Here is a 17171-nt window from a genome sequence, read left to right as displayed (position 1 = left end):
ACCACCGGAGTGACTCACTTCAGGCGGTACGCCTGCAGGATTCGCGTGCTCACCGTGTTGCCCTCGGTGTCCCGGGCGTGGGCCCGCAGCGACACGTGTCCCGAGGCGTCGTCGGGGTGCCGGACCAGGGCGGTCCAGCCGCCACCCGTACGCCGTACGGGCACCTTCCGCCAGGTCTTCCCACCGTCGTACGAGGAGTCAACGGTCAGCTTCGCGACGGTCGCGGTGCCCGCACCGGTTTGGCGCCGCACCTCGACCGGGATCGGCAGCAGCCGACCGGCGCGGGCACTGTTGTCGGCGGCCAGCGGCGGGTTGAACCGGAGCGACGACAGCGGTAGCCGGACCGGCTCCGGACCGGCCTCGTGTGTCGAACGGAAGGTCCAGGTGGACTCCACCTCAGTGCTGAGATCGGTGAAGTCGCGGGTCGCCTCGACGGTAAGCCGATAGTCCGCCTCGGCCGGCGGCACCGAGAACTCGCCCAAACGGGCCAGCTCCGACTCGCCGATCAGCTCCCCGTCCCGCCACAGCCGCATCCGCTCGGTCTCTTCCCGGGAGTTACCGCGGTGACCGGCGGCGTCGCTGAAGACCGGGATACCGGCGTGAATGGTGTCGCCCAACCGGCTCACGTGAATGAAGTCCGCCGGGTCGTCCACGGTCAGCACGGGGAAAGACGGCCCGAGCGGTGCCCTGTTCCAGACTTCCCGGGTGGTCCGGCCGGCCCGGTATGCGGTCGGCTCGGACGCCAGCCAGGCGGTCGGCTCCTGCCACGCCACCTTCAGGTCCGGTGCGGCAAAATTGATCACGCTGCTCCAGCGGACCCCCCTGGTGTTGTAATACTCGACCCGTTGGCCGGGCACCGTGGTGGGCAGCCTGACAATTGCCCCGAAGATGGGATGCTCCAGCGTGGCCAGGACATACCGCTCCGCGACCATCCCCTCGTAGCCACCGTGGAACCGGTGCTGCACGGTGGCGAGGTCGCTCTTGCGGTAGTCCCGAACGAAGCCGGTGGGCGCCCGTCCCGGAATCGCCTCACTGAGCGCGTACAGGTAAGGGCTGTGGGCTGCCTCCAGATCGGCCCACTGACTACTGATGGTGGCGACGAATATCTCGTCGGAGACGCTGCCGTTCCCGATCTGACCGACGGTGATGTCGTCGAAGTTGGCCGCCCTCAGGGAGAGGTTGTAGGACCCGCCGTCGGTACTGTAGAAGGATGAACCGATGTCGACCACAGCCGATGTCGCATCCCGCTGGGGGACGGTGACCCGGATCGGCTCCGCGGTCCGCGCGTCCACAGTGATAGCTCGTTCACGGTCGATCACGAGCTCCGGCGCAGCCAGATCGCTGACGCCGACGGATCCCTCCCCGGCTGGCGCGAAAATCGTCGACTTCAGCCCGTACCGGCCCTTCGGAAGCCGCACCTCCACCGTCCCGTCGGCGTCGTAGGCGCGCCATACCTGGAACGAATCCAGCCCGACCAGGCCGGTCCAGTATTCCGCCGCGGCCGCTCCCGTCCGATCCCGGTGGGTCAGGGTGACGTCGTAGCTCTCCACCTCACGGTTCACCGCCAAGGGGGTGACCGCCACGGTGTCGCCGGAGCGAGCCACCACCCGACCGGTCCAGTAGCCGTCGGCCTCCCCCAGCCGGGTGTCCACGGTGACGGTAGTCTCGGCCCGGCCGCCGGCCGGGATGGTGACCTGGTCCGTGCCGAGGGTGAACATGCCGACGGGCGCCGCCTCGCCGTCGGGGCCGGCCGCCTCGACCGTGAGGTCGAGCGCGACCGGGCTGGATCCCGAGTTGCGCCAGGAGACGGCACGGGTGACCGGCTGGTCGTCGTCGTGCGGCCAGCGGACCAAGCCGAAGGAGACGCTGACCGGGTCGCTGGTCACCGTCTGCCCGATCGCCCGGGTCAGATCGACCCGCCCGGCCCCCTGCTGGTAGGCGGTCTGCGCCGGATGCGGCCGGGCGGCCGCCATCAAGGTCGACTTGAGCTGCTCCGCCGCCCAGTCCGGATGCTGTTGGGCAAGCAGCGCCGCCGCACCGGCCACGTGCGGGGCGGCCATTGAGGTACCGGAGAGCCGGGTGTAGTAATCCCCTACCGGTTCACCGACAAAGCCGTGGGCCGACCGGGCGGCGACGATGTCCACCCCGGGGGCAGTGATGTCGGGCTTCAGCGCGTCGTCACCGACCCGCGGTCCCCGGCTACTGAAGTCGGCGAGTTCGTCCTCACGGTCGACCGCCCCGACGGCCAGGGCGGCGTCCGCGCTGGCCGGAGAGCCCACCGTACCGTCTCGGCCGGCATTGCCGGCCGAGATCACGAAGAGCGCGCCGGTCTGCGCGGTCAACGCTTCGACCGCCTCCTCCAGCGGGTCGATCTCTGGGCTGTCCGGCCCGCCCAGGCTCATGTTGACCACGTCAGCTCGGTGGTCGACCGCGGCCCACTGCATACCGGCCAGGATCGCCGACTCGGGGCAGCCGACGTCCTCGCAGACCTTGCCGTCGAGCAGCGTCGCCTCGGGCGCCACGCCCTTGTACCGGCCCTCGGATGCGACACCGCTGCCGGCGATGGTCGACGCGACGTGGGTCCCGTGCCCGACGGTGTCGCTGGCATCGGGCGTCCCGGTGAAGTTGCGCGCCTCGGCGATCCTGCCGGTCATGTCCGGATGGGTGGCATCGATGCCGGTGTCCAGCACCGCCACGGTTACCCCCGATCCGGTGAGGCCCGCCGACCAGGCGGCGGGGGCCCCGATCTGACCGACGCTGTGGTCGAGATTGATCGTGCGACGACCGTCGAGCCAGAGCCGCTCGACGCCCTCCTCCGCGCCGAACCGGACGCCGGTCATGCCCACGCTGAGAGCGGACCAGACCGCGGCGACATCGGACTTGCCGGCGGTCACCGCGGCACCATTGATCGCCGGGAGTTCGCGGGTCACCCCCGCGCCAGCCAGCGCCCCCGCACCACGGCTACCCGGGTCGTCCGAGTACGACACGAGCAATGGCAGCGTGTCCCGACGGGCATCGTCGTAGCCGCCGTCGATAAGCCCGGTGATGTCGAAGAGCCGACGGTCGACCCGACCGGCCTGGATCAGCGCGACCGCATCCTGTGGCACGACGGAGAGCTGGCCGTCGCGCTCGTGATCGATCAGGAAGCGCATGTCCTCCCGGCCCGGGCCGGGACGCACCTCGGCGTTGCCGGCGGCGGTCACCGTGACCCGGTCCCCGGTGATCAAGGTAACGGTGTGCAACCTGTCGGACTCGACCTTCGCGGCCCCTGCCGTGGCGGCGGAAGCAGCGGTCGGCGCGGCGAAAGCGGCGGTCGGCGCGGCGAAAGCGGCGGTCGGCGCGGCGAAAGCGGCGGTCGGCGCGGTCAACGCCAGCGTGAGCACGAGGCCGATGACGGCCGTTGTTCTTCTCCGGTGCAACGGGGCCTCCTCGTCGAGGATTACATCTACGGGAGTCGCATTGACGAGGGGCAGAATTTCACTCCCCAGCGCACGCTCCGGCATCCGGCAGATAACGTTCCATCTACACTTACGAACTCGTCACAAGCGCTGATGCCATCGCCGGATAGGCACGCTTTGACGACGACTCGCAGGTCAACAACGGGAAACGAGAAGCGGCCGGCCCACCAGACCGCAGTCGTACGGCGACTCAGCCCGGCGGTGGCTCGGCGAGGCGCACCACCAGGTCGGCCCGGTGCGCCGTGCTCGCCACCAGCGCGGCGTTCACCTCGTCGGTACCGCCCGCCCAGGCCCGGGCCTGGGCGGGCGAGCGCCCGTACGCCTCGTGCCGCGCGGTGAGCCGGCACCGCCGCTGCTCCACATCGAGATCCAGGAACCACGCCTCGTGCAGCAGCGGCCGGATCTCCTCCCACGGCCAGTCCGGCAACAGCAGGTAGTTACCCTCGGTAACCACCAGCCGGACTGACGGCGGCACCTCGACCATCCCCGCCACCGGCTCTTCCCACTCCCGCCGGAACTCCGGCGCGTAGACCGAGGTGGGCTCCGGGCGCCGCAGCCGGCGCAGCAGCGAGACGTAGCCGTTGGCATCGAACGTGTCCGGGGCGCCTTTCCGCTCTGCCCGGCCCATTCGGACAAGCTCGGCCTGCGCAAGGTGGAACCCGTCCATCGACACCAGCCGGGCCGCCGGCCCCACCGCGGCGACGATCTGCGCGGCCAGGGTGGACTTGCCCGCGCCGGGAGCACCGGTGATGCCCAGCAGCTGGCGCGAGCCGGTGTCGGCGAGAGCGCGGGCTCGCGCCACCAACTCGGCAACAGGCACCACGCGGGCCGGCCCCATCAGCTGAGGACCGGCTCGCTGATCGTGAACCGCGCCTGCACCGCCGCCTGCACCGACTGGGGTTGCGGGTCCAGATCGAGCTCGGGCACCCGTTCGGCAGTGGCCGAGTAGGACCGGGCCGCCACCATCGTTGGTCGATCGACGCCAGCGTCGGCGAGCTCGACCAGCGCGGTCACGCGGGCGCCGAGCGCCTCCGCGTACTCATGGGCCCGCCGCAGCGCGTCGGCGATCGCCGCCTGCCGAGCTTCGCGATAGACCGGGCTGTCCGGACGCAGCGACCACCACGGCCCCGACACCTCGACCTGGTCCTGGTCAGCCAGGCGCAGCATCATCTCGCCCAGGGTGGTGAAGTCGGTAACCGTGACGGTGGTGCGCACGCTGCCGTGATAGGCACGCACCCGCTCCCCCGAGCGGCGTAACTCCGGGGAGACCCGCAGCTCGCCGGTCTCCCGCCGCTCAATCATCGGGCCGTAGCCGTCAAGGAGCACCCGGACCGCGGCCGCCCGCTCGGCCAGCCGGCTCAGCGTGGTCTCCCGGTCCCGATCCCGGGCCAGCACGGCCACGGCGAACCGGGCCCGCTCCGGCGCGATCTCCCGAAAGGACTCCCCGCGAACCGCCACCACCGGTCCAGCCACCATGTGCACACCCTAGCGGCGGTTGACCGCGCCGGCAGGCCCGTCGGGGGTGCGCGTCACGCCCAACCGGGCCGCACGTCACGCCCGGCTGGGCCGCGGGAGCCCGGCGGTGTAGCGGACCCGGCCCTCGCGCACCTGGCAGCCGCCCAGATAGCCGCCGGCCGCGCCCACCTCCCGAAGCCAGCCGAGCTCCGCGGTGTGGTCCGCACCGACTGGGAATTCGCGGACCTGGGTGGTGTATGCCCGGTCGGACAGCAAGCGCCGGATCGCCCCCGCCTCGTCGTAGCGCGCGGTGAGCCGATCCCGGTCATCGGAGCGCAGGGCATCGACCAACTCGTCCAGGTAGGCCCGCACCCCGGTCAGCTCCCGCAGCACCTCGTCCCGGTTGCCGAGCAGCAGGTTGGCCGTCCGCGCCGCCGGGGTGGCCGCGACCCGGGTGCCGTCGCGGAAACTGCCGGCGGCGAGGGCGAGAACGGCATCCGGTGCGGCCGCCCGTCCGCTCGCCCCGGCCAGCGCCCCGGCGAGCAGGTGCGGCACGTGCGACGCGAGGGCGGCGGCCCGGTCGTGCTCCGCCGCGGCCAGCGGTACCACCCGAGCCCCGAACACGGCCAGGATCAGCCCGGTGAGCCAGCGGAACGGGGCCGTCGCCGGCCCCGGGCACAGCACCCACGCGGCGCCGTCGAGGAGCGTCGGCACGGCCGCCGCGAGCCCGGCGAACTCGGCCCCCGCCATCGGGTGCCCCGGCACGAACCGGTGCCGCAGACCATGCCGGGCCGCCGCCGCGGCCACCTCGGCCTTGGTGCTACCCACGTCGGTAAGGACGCAGTCGGGCCCGCTGGCCGCGGCGACCACCGGCAAGGTCGCCGGCAGGGTCGGTAGCGGCCCGCACAGGAACACCAGCTCCCGTCCGGCGACCGCCGCCTCGACGGTCTCCGGGACCGGCACTCCCCGCTCGCGGGCCTGGCCCCGGGTCGTCGGGTCCGGATCCCAGCCGGTGACGTCCAGCCCGGCTGCACGGAGCCGAAGCAGGATGGACCCCCCGATCAGACCGGTCCCCACGACCGCGGCCCGGACCCCGCGGTACGCCGCTCCGGCCGCGGCGCTCCCAGCATCGGTCACGGTCGGCACCGCCGCTCTCAGCCGGCCAACCGGTCGGCGACCGCCGCCACGTGCTGGTCGGACGCGGTCAGCGCCACGCGGACGTGGCGAGCTCCGGTGGGTCCGTAGAGGGCGCCCGCCGCCACCAGGATGCCCCGCCGGGCCAGCCAGTCGACGGTCGCCCAGCAGTCCTCGTCTCGGGTCAGCCACAGGTAGAGGCCGGCCTCCGAGTGCTCGACGGTGAACCCGGCGGCGGTGAACGCGGCGCGCAGCACGGCCCGTCGAGCCCGGTAGCGCTCCCGCTGCTCGGTGGCATCCCGCTCATCCGCCAGTGCGGTCACCATCGCGGCCTGCACCGGCGCCGGCATGATCATCCCGGCGTGCTTACGCACCTTGAGCAGCTCGGCGACGAGCGACGAATCGCCAGCGACAAAGCCGGCCCGATAGCCGGCTAGGTTGGACCGCTTGGACAGCGAGTGCACCGCCAGAACACTGTCGTACGAATCGCCGCAGACCTGGGGCGACAGCACCGAGACCGGCTCGGCCTCCCAGCCCAGCGGCAGATAGCACTCGTCGCTGGCGACGAGTGCACCGCGCTCCCGGGCCCAGTCGACGACCTTGCGCAGATGGGGTGCGGGCAACACCCGCCCCGTCGGGTTCCCCGGCGAGTTCACCCAGACCAGGCGGACCCGGGGGGTCGGACCGAGAGCGGTCAACGAATCAGCCCGCACGACGGTCGCGCCGGCGAGCCGAGCCCCGTCCTCGTATGTCGGATACGCGACCGACGGCACCACGACCACGTCCTGCGGCCCGATCCCGAGCAGCGTGGGCAACCAGGCGACCAACTCCTTCGACCCGACCACCGGAAGCACGCCGAGCCCTTCCGGGTGGGCACCGCAGGCACGCGCCGCCCAGGCCACCATCGCGGCCCGCAGCGCCGGCGAGCCGGCGGTCAGCGGGTACCCGGGGGCGTCCGAGGCGTCGGCCAGCGCCTGCCGGATCGACGGCGGCACCGGGTCAACCGGCGTACCGATGGAGAGGTTGATCAGGCCCCCCGGGTGCGCCGCGGCCAGAGCGGCCGCGGCCTCCAAGGCGTCCCAGGTGAACTCCGGCAGCCGAGCCGAGACCGGCGTGGGCCGGTTCAGTTCGCCTCTCCACGCGGCGCCTGCGCCGCGACAAAGGTGGCGTCCTTCTCCACCTTGCCGATCTTCGAAGCTCCGCCGGGCGAACCCAGGTCCTCGAAGAACTCGTAGTTGGCCGCGGTGTAGTCCTTCCACTGCTCCGGCACGTCGTCCTCGTAGAAGATCGCCTCGACCGGGCACACCGGCTCACAGGCACCACAGTCGACGCACTCGTCGGGGTGGATGTAGAGCATCCGGTTGCCCTCGTAAATGCAGTCGACCGGGCACTCCTCGATGCATGCCTTGTCGAGCACATCCACGCACGGCTCGGCGATGATGTAGGTCACCGATCTTCTCCTCCGCAGACACGCCGCGATCATCCGCGACGGGTATGAGCCTAGTATCTCGTCGGGGAGGAGGTCGATCGTGCTCCAACCAGAGGATGTGGGACAGCGGGTCGTGGTCCGCCGAATTGTGGGGATTCGCGCAGGCCGGCCCCGATTCTCCGATGCCCTGGGCGAGTTGACTGAGCTGAGCGAGAGCCATCTCACCCTCATCACCGCGCAGGGTCGGCTCGAGGTGCCGAGGGCCGAGGTCCACCGAGCGCGACGAGTACCCCCTTCCCGACGGCCGGCAGCTGCCGCGGTGGCGGCGCTGGAGCACGCGGCCGACGCGGCCTGGCCCGCACCGACCCGGGCCCACCTGGGCGACTGGCTGCTGCGCGGCGCCGACGGCTGGACCGGACGCGCCAACTCGGCGCTACCCGTCGGCGACCCGGACCGCCCGCTGCCCGTCGCGATCGACGCGGTCCAGCGCTGGTACGCCGACCTCGGTCACCCAGCTCTGATCAACACGCCGCTGCCGCTCGCTGCGCCGGTCAGCGCGGAGCTTGATGCCCGGGGTTGGGGCGGTGGCTCGCCGGTGCTCGTCCAGACGGCGCCGCTGGCCGCGCTGCCGCCCGCCCAGCCCGACGTCGCCGACACACCGCCGGTCGAGCTGACCGCCGCGCCGTCGGCGGACTGGCTGGCGCTCGTCGCCACCCGCAAGGGCGACCTGTCGGCCGCCGCCCGACACGTGCTCACCGCCGTGCCCCAGATCCGCTTCGCCCAGGTACGCATCGACGGCCGGCTGGTCGCCATCGGCCGGGGAACGGTCACCGGGGCGAGCCGCTGGCTCGGCCTCAGTCTGATCGAGGTGGCACCCGAGGCACGCCGGCGAGGACTGGCCCGGCAGGTGGTCCACGCCCTGGCCGGGTGGGGTACGGCGATCGGCGCGACGCACGCCTTCCTCCAAGTCGAACGGGGCAACGCGGAGGCGGTGCCGCTCTATCGAGCGCTCGGCTTCACCACCCATCACACCTACCGGACGCGAACGGCACCGGCCGACTGAACCGGGTCAGCGACGGACCGGCTTCTGCGGCTTCGCCGTCTTCGACTCGGCGTACCGCTTCAGCACCTGGGAACGGTGGTCCAGGCCGAGCGCGACGGCCAGCAGATAGCCCAGCAGCACCCCGATGCCGGTGACCGCGGCGTAGAGCCAGATCTGCGCGAAGAAGGTCCCCGCACCGCCACCGAACGGGTTCTTCCCCACCAGCAGGGGCCCGACCAGCACGGTCAACGCCAGCGCGACACCGACCGCGGCGGCGATGTCCGCCCCCCACTCGGCGGCCGGCCGGCTTCGGCTCCAGCCGAAAGCGACCACGGCCAGGCCCACCCCGATCACCACGAACATCCCGAGTGACACCCGGTCGGCCGCGGTCGTGTCCGCATCGTCGAACCCCACCCGGATGATCAACCGAGCGACCACGTTGACCACGAACAACGCACCCGCCAGCGCTCCGGCCACCCGCCACCGCTGCCTCATCGCACCCTCCCGACATACCGCCCGCCACCACTCGTACGGGTCGTCCTGGCAGGAATGTCTACCACCGGAGGGCGGATGCCGTCAGGTCCTGGGCCGGGTAGCCGGCGGGGCGGCCAGGATCTGCCGGAACCCCAGCACCGCGAAGGTCATTGCGCCGGCCACGACAAGCAGCAGGTCCACCCAGGTGCCGGCCAGCAGCACGTCCCCCTCCGAGGTGCGGATCCCGGCGACCGCGACCAGGAAGAACCACGGCACGGCGGGCAGCGCCACCGCCCACCGACGCCCGACAGTGGTCAGGGCGAACCAGCTCAGGACCACGTTCAACCCGACCGCGACCAGCACAGCCACACCAATCAGATGGCCGCCGACCCGCAGCGAGGCGAGCAGGAGCTCCAGCACCGCGCTGAGGGCCCCGCCGGCGACGGCCAACACGCCGCCGGTGACCCGCAACGCCCGGCTGGCGAGCCGCGCGTTGCCCCCGGCGGGGAGCGGAGCGCTCTCGTCGGGCACGACCGACACCGGCACGGCGGGAAGACTCACCACTGACCGGTCGCACCGACCGGAGCCGGGTTGACGCCGTCCGCGAGAGTCCGGTCCGAGCCCCCCTCGACCGAGGTCCGGTCCGAGCCCTCCGCGACTGGCAGCCCGGCGAAGAGATCGTCCTCCCACCCGTGTGGGCCGAAGCCGGGGCCCTTGTCACCGCTGGCGAGGGTGTAGTACTCCACCCCCATGAACTCGCTGCCGAAGTTGCCGGCGATCGAGTACAGCCAGGAGTTGTCCGGAATCTGGGTGGCGTGCGCGCGCATCGCCGCCTCCTTCGCGGCGTGCTGCCCGCTCGCGTCGATCCGGGCGGCGATGCGCTCGTCCGGCGTGCAGAACGGCAACTCCACCGCCTCCTGAAAGCCCGCGAACGGGTTGTCCGACGAGCCGGCGAAGTGCGTCATTCCGGCCTCCAGCACGCTGCGCGGCATCGCCGTCCAGTAGACCTTCGCCGGAGCGAACCCTTCGGCGGCGGCCAACTCGTGTGCCCGCATCGCCACCCGGTGGGCCTGGATGTGATCCGGATGGCCGTAGAACCCGTTGCCGTCATAGGTGACCATGACCTGGGGTCGGAGCTCCCGCATGAGCTCTACCAGCTGCCCGGCGGCCACATCGAGATCGGCCTGCCAGAAGGCGCGCGGGTGCTCGTTGGCGGCCAGGCCCATCATCCCGGAGTCGCGATAGCGGCCGGCGCCGCCGAGGAACCGGTGGTCGGTGACCCCGAGCGCGCGGCAGGCTGCCGCCAGCTCCCCGATCCGGTAGCCGCCGAGCTGGTCAGCTTCGGCCGCGGCGAGCTGCGCCAGCTCCGGCACGTGCACCTCGCCCTCCTCGCCCAGGGTGCAGGTGACCAGCGTGACGTGGGCGCCGGTGGCCGCATAGTGGGCCATCGTCGCGCCGGTGCCGATGGCTTCGTCGTCGGGATGCGCATGGACCAGCAGGAGCCGGCGATCGGGCAGTGTCGTCACGTCCGTCACTCTATCCGGCGGTTCTCGCCGCCGACCCGGATGCGTCCGGGCAGGTCCGCCACATCACCCACGGCACCGCCCTACGATCCGACGTGTGGACTTTCCGGAGCTGGCCGCACGGACCCGTCGGTTCCGCCACGGAGCGCCGCGGGCGATCTCGGTGGCCGACGACGGCACCCGGGTGCTCTTCCTTCGCTCCGGCGGGCCGACGGACCCCACCGAAGCGCTCTGGCTCCTCGATGTCGACACCGGGCAGGAGCGGCTCGTCGCCGATCCGGCGGTGCTCCTGTCAGAGGATGCCGACCAGCTCAGCCCGGGAGAGCGCACGCTGCGAGAGCGGCTGCGGCTGAGCGCCTCCGGCATCGGCTCGTACGCCCTCGACTCGGCGGGCCGGGTGGCGATCTTCGCCCTCGGTGGCCGGCTCTTCCGGGCCGACCTGATCCACGGGGACGTGGTCGAGGTGGCCGCCGCCGGCCCGGTGCTCGATCCCCGCCCCGACCCGACCGGGCAGCGGCTGGCGTACGTGACCGACGCCGGCGCCGGGGTCCGCCGGGGGGAGCTTCGGGTGGTCGAGCACGACGGCACCGACACCATGCTCGCCGGCGAGGACGCCGGGGTCATCTGGGGGCTGGCCGAGCACGTCGCGGCGGAGGAGTTCAACCGGTTCCGGGGCTACTGGTGGGCGCCGGACGGTCGCTCGGTGCTCGCCGCCCGGGTGGACGAGTCCCGACTGGACCGGTGGCACCTGCATGATCCGGCCGAGCCGGCGACCGCGCCAACCACCGTCGCCTACCCCCGGGCGGGCGGAAACAACGCCGAGGTCAGCCTGCACCTGCTCGACCTCGACGGTGGCTGGGTCGACGTGCACTGGGACCGGGAGACCTACCCGTACCTGACCGCCGTGCACTGGACCGACGGCGGACCGCTGATCACCGTGCTGCGCCGCTCCCAGCAGCACGGACTGGTGCTCGCGGTGGACCCACGCACCGGGGAGACCCAGGTGCACGCCGAGCTGGCCGACCCGCGCTGGGTGGAGCCGGTCCCCGGTACTCCCACCCACCTGCCGGACGGCCGGGTGCTGGTGGGCGGAGAACTGGCCCACGACGGCTACGACGCACGGTGCCTCTTCGCCGACGGCACGCTGCTGACACCGCCGTCGCTCTACGTGCGCCGGGTGGTCGGCCGGCTCCCGGCCCGCTCCGGCACCGGAGCGGCCGACCTGCTGGTGGAGGCGGCCGAGGGCGAGCCAAGTGAGCAGCACCTGTTCCGGGTCCGCACCACGGTCGGCGGCGGCATGGACGTCCGCCGGATCACCCCGGACTCCGGCTGGCACGTCGGTGTCGTGGGCGGGGACGTGTTGGTGGTGGGCAGCGCCTCCCTGGACCACCCGGGTCTGCGCTGGACGGTCTGGCGCGGTGACCGGGAGGTGGCGACGCTGCGGTCGTTCGCGGCGACCCCGCCGTACGCTCCGCTGCCGTTGATGGAGCGGGTGACCGATCGGCGGCTGCCGGCGGCGGTGCTCTACCCGGAGAACCACGTCTCCGGCCGCCGGCTGCCGGTGCTGCTGGACGTGTACGGCGGCCCCGGCCACCAGGAGGTGCTGGCGGCGCGGTCGGCGTGGCTGGAGCGGCAGTGGTGGGCCGACGCCGGTTTCGCGGTGGTCGTGATCGACAACCGTGGTACGCCGGGGGTCGCGCCGTCGTTCGAGAAGGCGATCCACCGGCGGGTGGCGGACATGGTCCTCACCGACCAGGTGGAGGGGCTCACCGCGCTGGCCGACAAGCATCCGGACCTGGACCTCGACCGGGTGGCGGTGCGAGGCTGGTCGTTCGGGGGCTGGCTGGCCGCGCTGGCGGTGCTGCGCCGTCCGGAGCTGTTCCGGTGCGGGATCGCCGGGGCGCCGGTGACCGACTGGAGCCTGTACGACACCGCCTACACCGAACGCTACCTGGGCCTACCCGAGGACGGGATGGATGTGTACGCCCACCATTCCCTGGTGGAGTTGGCCGCCGCCACCGAGCAGGCCCGGCCGCTGCTGCTGGTGCACGGGCTGGCCGACGACAACGTGGTGGCGGCGCACACCCTGCGGCTGTCGGCCGCGCTGGTGGCCAACGGGCACCCGCACTCGGTGCTGCCGCTCACCGGCGCCACGCACCTGGCGGCGGGCGGTGTCGGTGAACAGCTGCTGCGGCTGGAGCTGGCCTTCCTCCGTACCCACCTGGGGTGAGCGCCGTCCCCGGCGGGTACGGAGAACTCGGGTCAACCCGCGCGGTGCCGCCCGCTACCCGCGCCCGGTCACCCCGCCTGTTGCCGGGCCCAGTCGGCGACGCGTCGCGCGCTCTCCTCCTCGGAGAGGTCCTCCACCCGGGTCAGGATCGACCACCGTACGCCGAACGGGTCCCGGATGCTGGCGAAGCGGTCACCCGAGACGAAGGTGGACGGGGCTTCCCGGATCACCGCGCCGGCCGCCTGAGCCTGTTCGACCACGGTGTCAACGTCCGGACAGTAGAAGCCGATGGAGTAGCAGTCCTGCTCCCCTTCGGGGCCCGCGACGAGCCCGTACTTGGGCATCGGCTCCCCGAGCTGCAGCTGCCCCTGGCCGAAGTCGAGGACGGCGTGGGCCACGACACCACCCAGCTCGGTCACGTCAACCACCCGCGCACCGAAGATTTTCTGGTAGAAGTCGATGGCCCCGCGGGCATCCGGGATGGCCAGAAAGGGAGTCAGGCTGGTAGCTCCACGCGGCATGCCGTTCGTGGTGTGCTCGCCGTCGGCGGCTCGGTTCGGCTCAGTCATAGGAGTTGACGATAGGTAGGCGCGGCGTGCACCGGCTTGAAGATTCGCGACAGAGGTCCGAGCTGAATACGGCGAGCCGGCGGGGTGTCCTCTATCCGGCGCGGCTTCCCACGTTCGCCCGAGTTCCGGCACCAGATTCGGTGGCACAGTTGGTGCGCTGGTTCTGGATTCCGGAGTGGTGTCTCCCGGCAGGGCAGACCTCCCGACAGCAGCTGATCGCCTTTCCCGCCTGCAATCTGGTGGTCGAAACAGCCGTGGTCGGCCTCGCCGGGCCGACCACGGGCAGTTCGTACCGCGAACTCACCGGCACCGGCTGGGCGGTCGGAGCTCTGCTCCGGCCAGCGGCGGTGCCTCACTTCGCCAGCGCGCCGGCGGTGCTGCGGGACCGGTACCAACTCCTGGACCTCCCGGTCCTGTGGGAGCGGGTGAGGCGAGCGATGGTCGGGCCGGACAATCCACCGACCCGGCACCGCCAGGCGGTGGACGCGTTCGCGACGTGGCTTACCAGTACGGTGCCGCCACCGCCGCACGAAGCGCTGCTGGCCAACCGGATGGCCGATCTCATCGACACCGATCCGGCGGTGCGCACAGTCGAGGATGTCGCCCGCCGCCTACGCCTCTCCGCCCGCTCGGTGCAGCGGCTCGCGGCCCGGTTCGTCGGGTTGCCGCCGGCAGTGATGATCCGCCGCCGCCGACTACAGGAGGCCGCCCAACGTCTGCGGAATGATCCGGAGACGACGCTGGCCGATGTCGCCGCTGACCTCGGTTACAGCGACCAAGCCCACCTCGCCAACGAATTCCGGTCGGTACTCGGCCTCACGCCGGGTGCGTACCGACGCCGGGTCGGGCCAGCGGTCAGCTGATCCGGCCGCCCGGGCGGCGCGGCGCCACGCCACCGGACGGATTCGGCCAACTCCCCTAGGGTCGAGCTATGACAGAGTTCGATGCGGCCTCCATCGCTGTCCAAGCCGCCCTCGACGCAGGTGCCCGGTACGCCGATACCCGGGTGATGCACCGGCGCTACGAGTCCATGACGGCCCGAAACGGCGACATCGAGGAGCTGACCCAGGACGAGAGTGTCGGGCTGGGGGTCCGGGCGCTGGTCGGGTCGAGCTGGGGCTTTCACGCCGTACCCGACCTCTCCGATCCCACCGCCCGTGACGCCGGCCGGCGAGCGGCGCGGATCGCCGCGGCCAGTGCCCGCGTTCCGGGCCCGCCGATCGACCCGATCCCGGCCGAGCCGGTCACGGCGAGCTGGGCCTCGGCCTGCGCGGTGGATCCACTCGGCGTGCCGCTGTCGGCCAAGGGCGACCTGCTGGTCGAGGCGACCCGACTGATGGCCGCGCACGGCGCCGACCTCGCCGAGGGCCTCTACCAGGTCTGGGACACGGCAAAGTGGTTCGTCTCCAGCGAGGGCCACCGGATCGACCAGCGCATCCGCGAGTGCGGCGGCGGTATCTCGGCCACCTCGATCGACGTCGGCCAGACCCAGCGCCGGTCGTACCCGAGCTACCGGGGCCAGTACGGCACCAGCGGGTGGGAACTGGTCGACTCGCTCGACCTGACCGCGCATGCGGCACGAATCGCCGAGGAGTCCCGGGCGCTGCTCACCGCACCGCCGTGCCCCGCGGGCGAGACCGACCTGATCCTCGGCGGCGAGCAGCTCGCCCTCCAGATCCACGAGTCGGTCGGGCACGCCATCGAACTGGACCGGATCCTCGGCTGGGAGGCGGCCTTCGCCGGTACCTCCTGGCTGGAACTGGCCCAGCTCGGATCGCTGCGGTACGGCTCGGAGCTGATGACCGTCACCATCGACCCGACGCTCCCCGGCGCGCTGGGCAGCTTCGGCTACGACGACGAGGGTTCCCCGGCGGTCCGTCGGGATGCGGTCCGGGAAGGACGCTGGGTGGGCGTGCTCGCCGGCCGCGACTCGGCCGCCGCCGCTGGCCTGGACTACGGCGGCAGCGTCCGGGCGGACGGCTGGGCCCGGCTGCCGATGGTGCGAATGACCAACGTCGGGCTGCAGCCCGGTCCCCACAGTCTGGACGAGATCATCGCCGCCACCGACGAGGGGGTGTTGATGGACATCAACCGGTCCTGGTCCATCGACGACAAGCGGCTCAACTTCCAGTTCGGCTGCGAGGTCGGCTGGGAGATCAGGAAGGGGAGACGGGGACGGATGCTGCGCAACCCCACGTACACCGGAATCAGCCCGCTCTTCTGGCGTTCGATGGACATGCTCTCCGGCGAGACGGTCGCCTGGGGGACACCCAACTGTGGCAAGGGCCAGCCGGGGCAGGTGGGGCACACCGGCCATCCGGCCGCACCGGCCCGCTTCCGTGGCATCCGGGTGGGGGTGCGCGCGTGAGGGCGGCGAAGCTGCCCGGGTCCGAGCTGGACCTGGCGGGCCAGGTGATCGAGCTGGTCCGTCGGCTAGCCGGACCGGCCGCGGCGGCCGAGGTGACGGTGACCCGGGCCGAGCTGGCGTTGACCCGGTTCGCCAACTCGTTCATCCACCAGAACGTCGGCGAAACCCACCGCACCGTGCGGCTGCGGCTGCACGTCGCCGGGCGGAGCGTCGCCAGCAGCGGCAGCGTCGGCACCCCGGAGGGGCTGCGGGAACTCGTCGAGCGCACCCTGGCGGCGGTACGACTCGGTCCGCCCGACCCAGTCTGGCCGGGACTCACCCCACCTGCCCCGATTCCGCCCGGGGCGCCGGTGGACGAGGCGACCGCGTACGCGGAGCCGGGTGACCGGGCCGATCGGGTCCGCGCGTTCGTGGCGGCGGCCGACGGGCTGGAGACGGCCGGCTACTGCCGTACCACCCACCGCTCGTCGGCGTTCGCCAACTCGGCCGGTCACTCGGCCCGGGGCCAGACCGCCGAGGCGGCGATGGACGGCATCGCCCGCACCGGCGGGTCGGACGGGGTGGCCCGGCTGGCCGCCGACCGCCTGGCCGACCTGGACGGCTCCGCCCTCGGCGCCCGCGCCGCCGGCAAGGCTCGGGCGGCGACCGACCCGGTCGAGCTGCCGCCCGGCCGGTACGAGGTGGTGTTGGAGCCGGCCGCCGTCGCCGACCTGCTCCAGAACCTGTCCGCCTACGGCTTCAACGGCAAGCGGCACCACGAAGGTCAGTCCTTCGCCGAACTCGGTACGGCCCAGTTCGACCCGATGGTGACCCTGGTGGACGACCCGCTCGACCGCTCGGGTCCACCCTTCGACGTGGAGGGCACGCCGCGGGCGGCGTTGACCCTGGTTGACGCCGGCGTCACTGCTGCCGTCGCACACGATCGGCGCTCCGCCGCCCTGGCCGGCGCCACGTCAACCGGGCACGCGGTCCCCGGCGGCGCCGCGTGGGGCCCGGTCCCCCGCAACCTGCGCCTCACCGCCCCCTCGACCGAGGCCGTGCGGCAGCCCGGCTTCGGCGACGCCCGAACCGGGGCGGTTGTCGACCCGGACACCACCCCGCTCCTCGTTGGCGTCCGCCGGGGTCTGCTGGTCAGCGACTTCTGGTACACCCGGGTACTCGACCCGAAAAGCCTGGTCATCACGGGCCTCACCCGCAACGGGGTGTGGCTGGTGGAGGAGGGCGTGATAACTCGGGCGGTGCGCGACTTCCGGTTCACCGAGTCCTACCCGCGCGCACTCGGTCCGGGAGCGGTGCTCGGCGTCGGGCCCGCGCTGGCCCGCCAGCCCGACCGGGTAGACGGGGTCTGGTGGGAGGCACCGGCGCTGCGCCTCGCCGGGTGGAACTTCACCGGCGGGGCCTCCGGCTGACCCGCGGCCTCCGGTCGCCGCCGTGGGCAGGCCGGGTCGCCACCGCGAGCGGGCCGAGTCGCCACCGTTGAACAAACGGA

The 17171-nt window shown here is 72.4% G+C and carries 15 protein-coding genes; 5 read left to right on the top strand and 10 right to left on the bottom strand.

Going from position 1 to position 17171, the window contains the following annotated elements; translation table 11 throughout:
* Positions 1 to 14: 14 nt before the first annotated feature.
* From AC1UKG_RS23115 to fdxA, 6 genes are all read right to left on the bottom strand, one after another.
* Entirely contained in the window at positions 15 to 3383 is a 3369-nt protein-coding gene (locus tag AC1UKG_RS23115; protein WP_482643157.1) for a S8 family serine peptidase, read from the bottom strand.
* Between the two features lie 265 nt (positions 3384 to 3648).
* Positions 3649 to 4296, bottom strand: coding sequence for a nucleoside/nucleotide kinase family protein (locus AC1UKG_RS23110; protein ID WP_018813983.1), 648 nt, complete (start codon positions 4294 to 4296; stop codon positions 3649 to 3651).
* Positions 4296 to 4934, bottom strand: coding sequence for an SIMPL domain-containing protein (locus AC1UKG_RS23105; RefSeq protein WP_018744149.1), 639 nt, complete (start codon positions 4932 to 4934; stop codon positions 4296 to 4298). Before AC1UKG_RS23105 ends, AC1UKG_RS23110 begins: the two co-directional genes overlap by 1 nt.
* A gap of 75 nt (positions 4935 to 5009) precedes the next feature.
* On the bottom strand, positions 5010 to 6050 hold the full coding sequence (locus AC1UKG_RS23100) for a prephenate dehydrogenase/arogenate dehydrogenase family protein (protein ID WP_026271325.1): 1041 nt from the start codon (positions 6048 to 6050) through the stop codon (positions 5010 to 5012).
* Between the two features lie 17 nt (positions 6051 to 6067).
* A complete protein-coding gene (gene dapC / locus AC1UKG_RS23095; RefSeq protein ID WP_482643158.1) occupies positions 6068 to 7174 on the bottom strand; it encodes a succinyldiaminopimelate transaminase in 1107 nt (368 codons plus the stop codon).
* Positions 7171 to 7497: a ferredoxin gene (gene fdxA, locus AC1UKG_RS23090; protein WP_018216902.1), complete on the bottom strand. Its 327-nt coding sequence runs from the start codon at positions 7495 to 7497 to the stop codon at positions 7171 to 7173. The genes dapC and fdxA overlap by 4 nt, the downstream gene beginning before the upstream one ends.
* A 79-nt stretch (positions 7498 to 7576) precedes the next feature.
* On the opposite strand from fdxA, the gene AC1UKG_RS23085 reads away from it, so the two are divergent.
* Positions 7577 to 8539: a GNAT family N-acetyltransferase gene (locus AC1UKG_RS23085; protein ID WP_482643029.1), complete on the top strand. Its 963-nt coding sequence runs from the start codon at positions 7577 to 7579 to the stop codon at positions 8537 to 8539.
* A gap of 6 nt (positions 8540 to 8545) precedes the next feature.
* On the opposite strand, the gene AC1UKG_RS23080 is transcribed toward AC1UKG_RS23085, so the two are convergent.
* The 3 genes from AC1UKG_RS23080 to mshB form a co-directional block, all read right to left on the bottom strand.
* Complete coding sequence (locus AC1UKG_RS23080) at positions 8546 to 9013, bottom strand: hypothetical protein (protein WP_026271328.1); 468 nt, start codon at positions 9011 to 9013, stop codon at positions 8546 to 8548.
* 81 nt (positions 9014 to 9094) lie between these two features.
* On the bottom strand, positions 9095 to 9538 hold the full coding sequence (locus tag AC1UKG_RS23075; RefSeq protein ID WP_018744154.1) for a hypothetical protein: 444 nt from the start codon (positions 9536 to 9538) through the stop codon (positions 9095 to 9097).
* 11 nt (positions 9539 to 9549) lie between these two features.
* Positions 9550 to 10527: an N-acetyl-1-D-myo-inositol-2-amino-2-deoxy-alpha-D-glucopyranoside deacetylase gene (gene mshB, locus AC1UKG_RS23070; RefSeq protein WP_018744155.1), complete on the bottom strand. Its 978-nt coding sequence runs from the start codon at positions 10525 to 10527 to the stop codon at positions 9550 to 9552.
* Between the two features lie 85 nt (positions 10528 to 10612).
* Between mshB and AC1UKG_RS23065 the strand changes: the two genes are divergently transcribed.
* Complete coding sequence (locus AC1UKG_RS23065; protein ID WP_018744156.1) at positions 10613 to 12745, top strand: prolyl oligopeptidase family serine peptidase; 2133 nt, start codon at positions 10613 to 10615, stop codon at positions 12743 to 12745.
* 68 nt (positions 12746 to 12813) lie between these two features.
* Here the strand turns inward: AC1UKG_RS23065 and AC1UKG_RS23060 are convergent, their stop codons facing one another.
* Positions 12814 to 13314, bottom strand: coding sequence for a VOC family protein (locus AC1UKG_RS23060; RefSeq protein ID WP_482643030.1), 501 nt, complete (start codon positions 13312 to 13314; stop codon positions 12814 to 12816).
* 26 nt (positions 13315 to 13340) lie between these two features.
* On the opposite strand from AC1UKG_RS23060, the gene AC1UKG_RS23055 reads away from it, so the two are divergent.
* From AC1UKG_RS23055 to AC1UKG_RS23045, 3 genes are all read left to right on the top strand, one after another.
* The gene (locus AC1UKG_RS23055; protein ID WP_475889008.1) at positions 13341 to 14177 is read left to right on the top strand and encodes a helix-turn-helix domain-containing protein; all 837 of its coding nucleotides are present in this window, start codon (positions 13341 to 13343) and stop codon (positions 14175 to 14177) included.
* Between the two features lie 68 nt (positions 14178 to 14245).
* Complete coding sequence (locus AC1UKG_RS23050; protein ID WP_018744159.1) at positions 14246 to 15682, top strand: TldD/PmbA family protein; 1437 nt, start codon at positions 14246 to 14248, stop codon at positions 15680 to 15682.
* Complete coding sequence (locus AC1UKG_RS23045) at positions 15679 to 17091, top strand: TldD/PmbA family protein (RefSeq protein ID WP_482643031.1); 1413 nt, start codon at positions 15679 to 15681, stop codon at positions 17089 to 17091. Before AC1UKG_RS23050 ends, AC1UKG_RS23045 begins: the two co-directional genes overlap by 4 nt.
* Positions 17092 to 17171: the final 80 nt, after the last annotated feature.

The organism is Salinispora sp. CH2A1_6 (assembly GCF_056820975.1).
Note: the sequence above shows the minus strand (reverse complement) of the source record. Positions and strands in the feature narration are given on the sequence as shown.

Bases quoted from the DNA above. Each gene is read 5' to 3' on its own strand.
- AC1UKG_RS23110 (WP_018813983.1), bottom strand. From the start codon at position 4,296: ATGGGGCCGGCCCGCGTGGTGCCTGTTGCCGAGTTGGTGGCGCGAGCC.
- AC1UKG_RS23060 (WP_482643030.1), bottom strand. From the start codon at position 13,314: ATGACTGAGCCGAACCGAGCCGCCGACGGCGAGCACACCACGAACGGC.
- AC1UKG_RS23050 (WP_018744159.1), top strand. From the start codon at position 14,246: ATGACAGAGTTCGATGCGGCCTCCATCGCTGTCCAAGCCGCCCTCGAC.
- AC1UKG_RS23080 (WP_026271328.1), bottom strand. From the start codon at position 9,013: ATGAGGCAGCGGTGGCGGGTGGCCGGAGCGCTGGCGGGTGCGTTGTTC.
- AC1UKG_RS23105 (WP_018744149.1), bottom strand. From the start codon at position 4,934: ATGGTGGCTGGACCGGTGGTGGCGGTTCGCGGGGAGTCCTTTCGGGAG.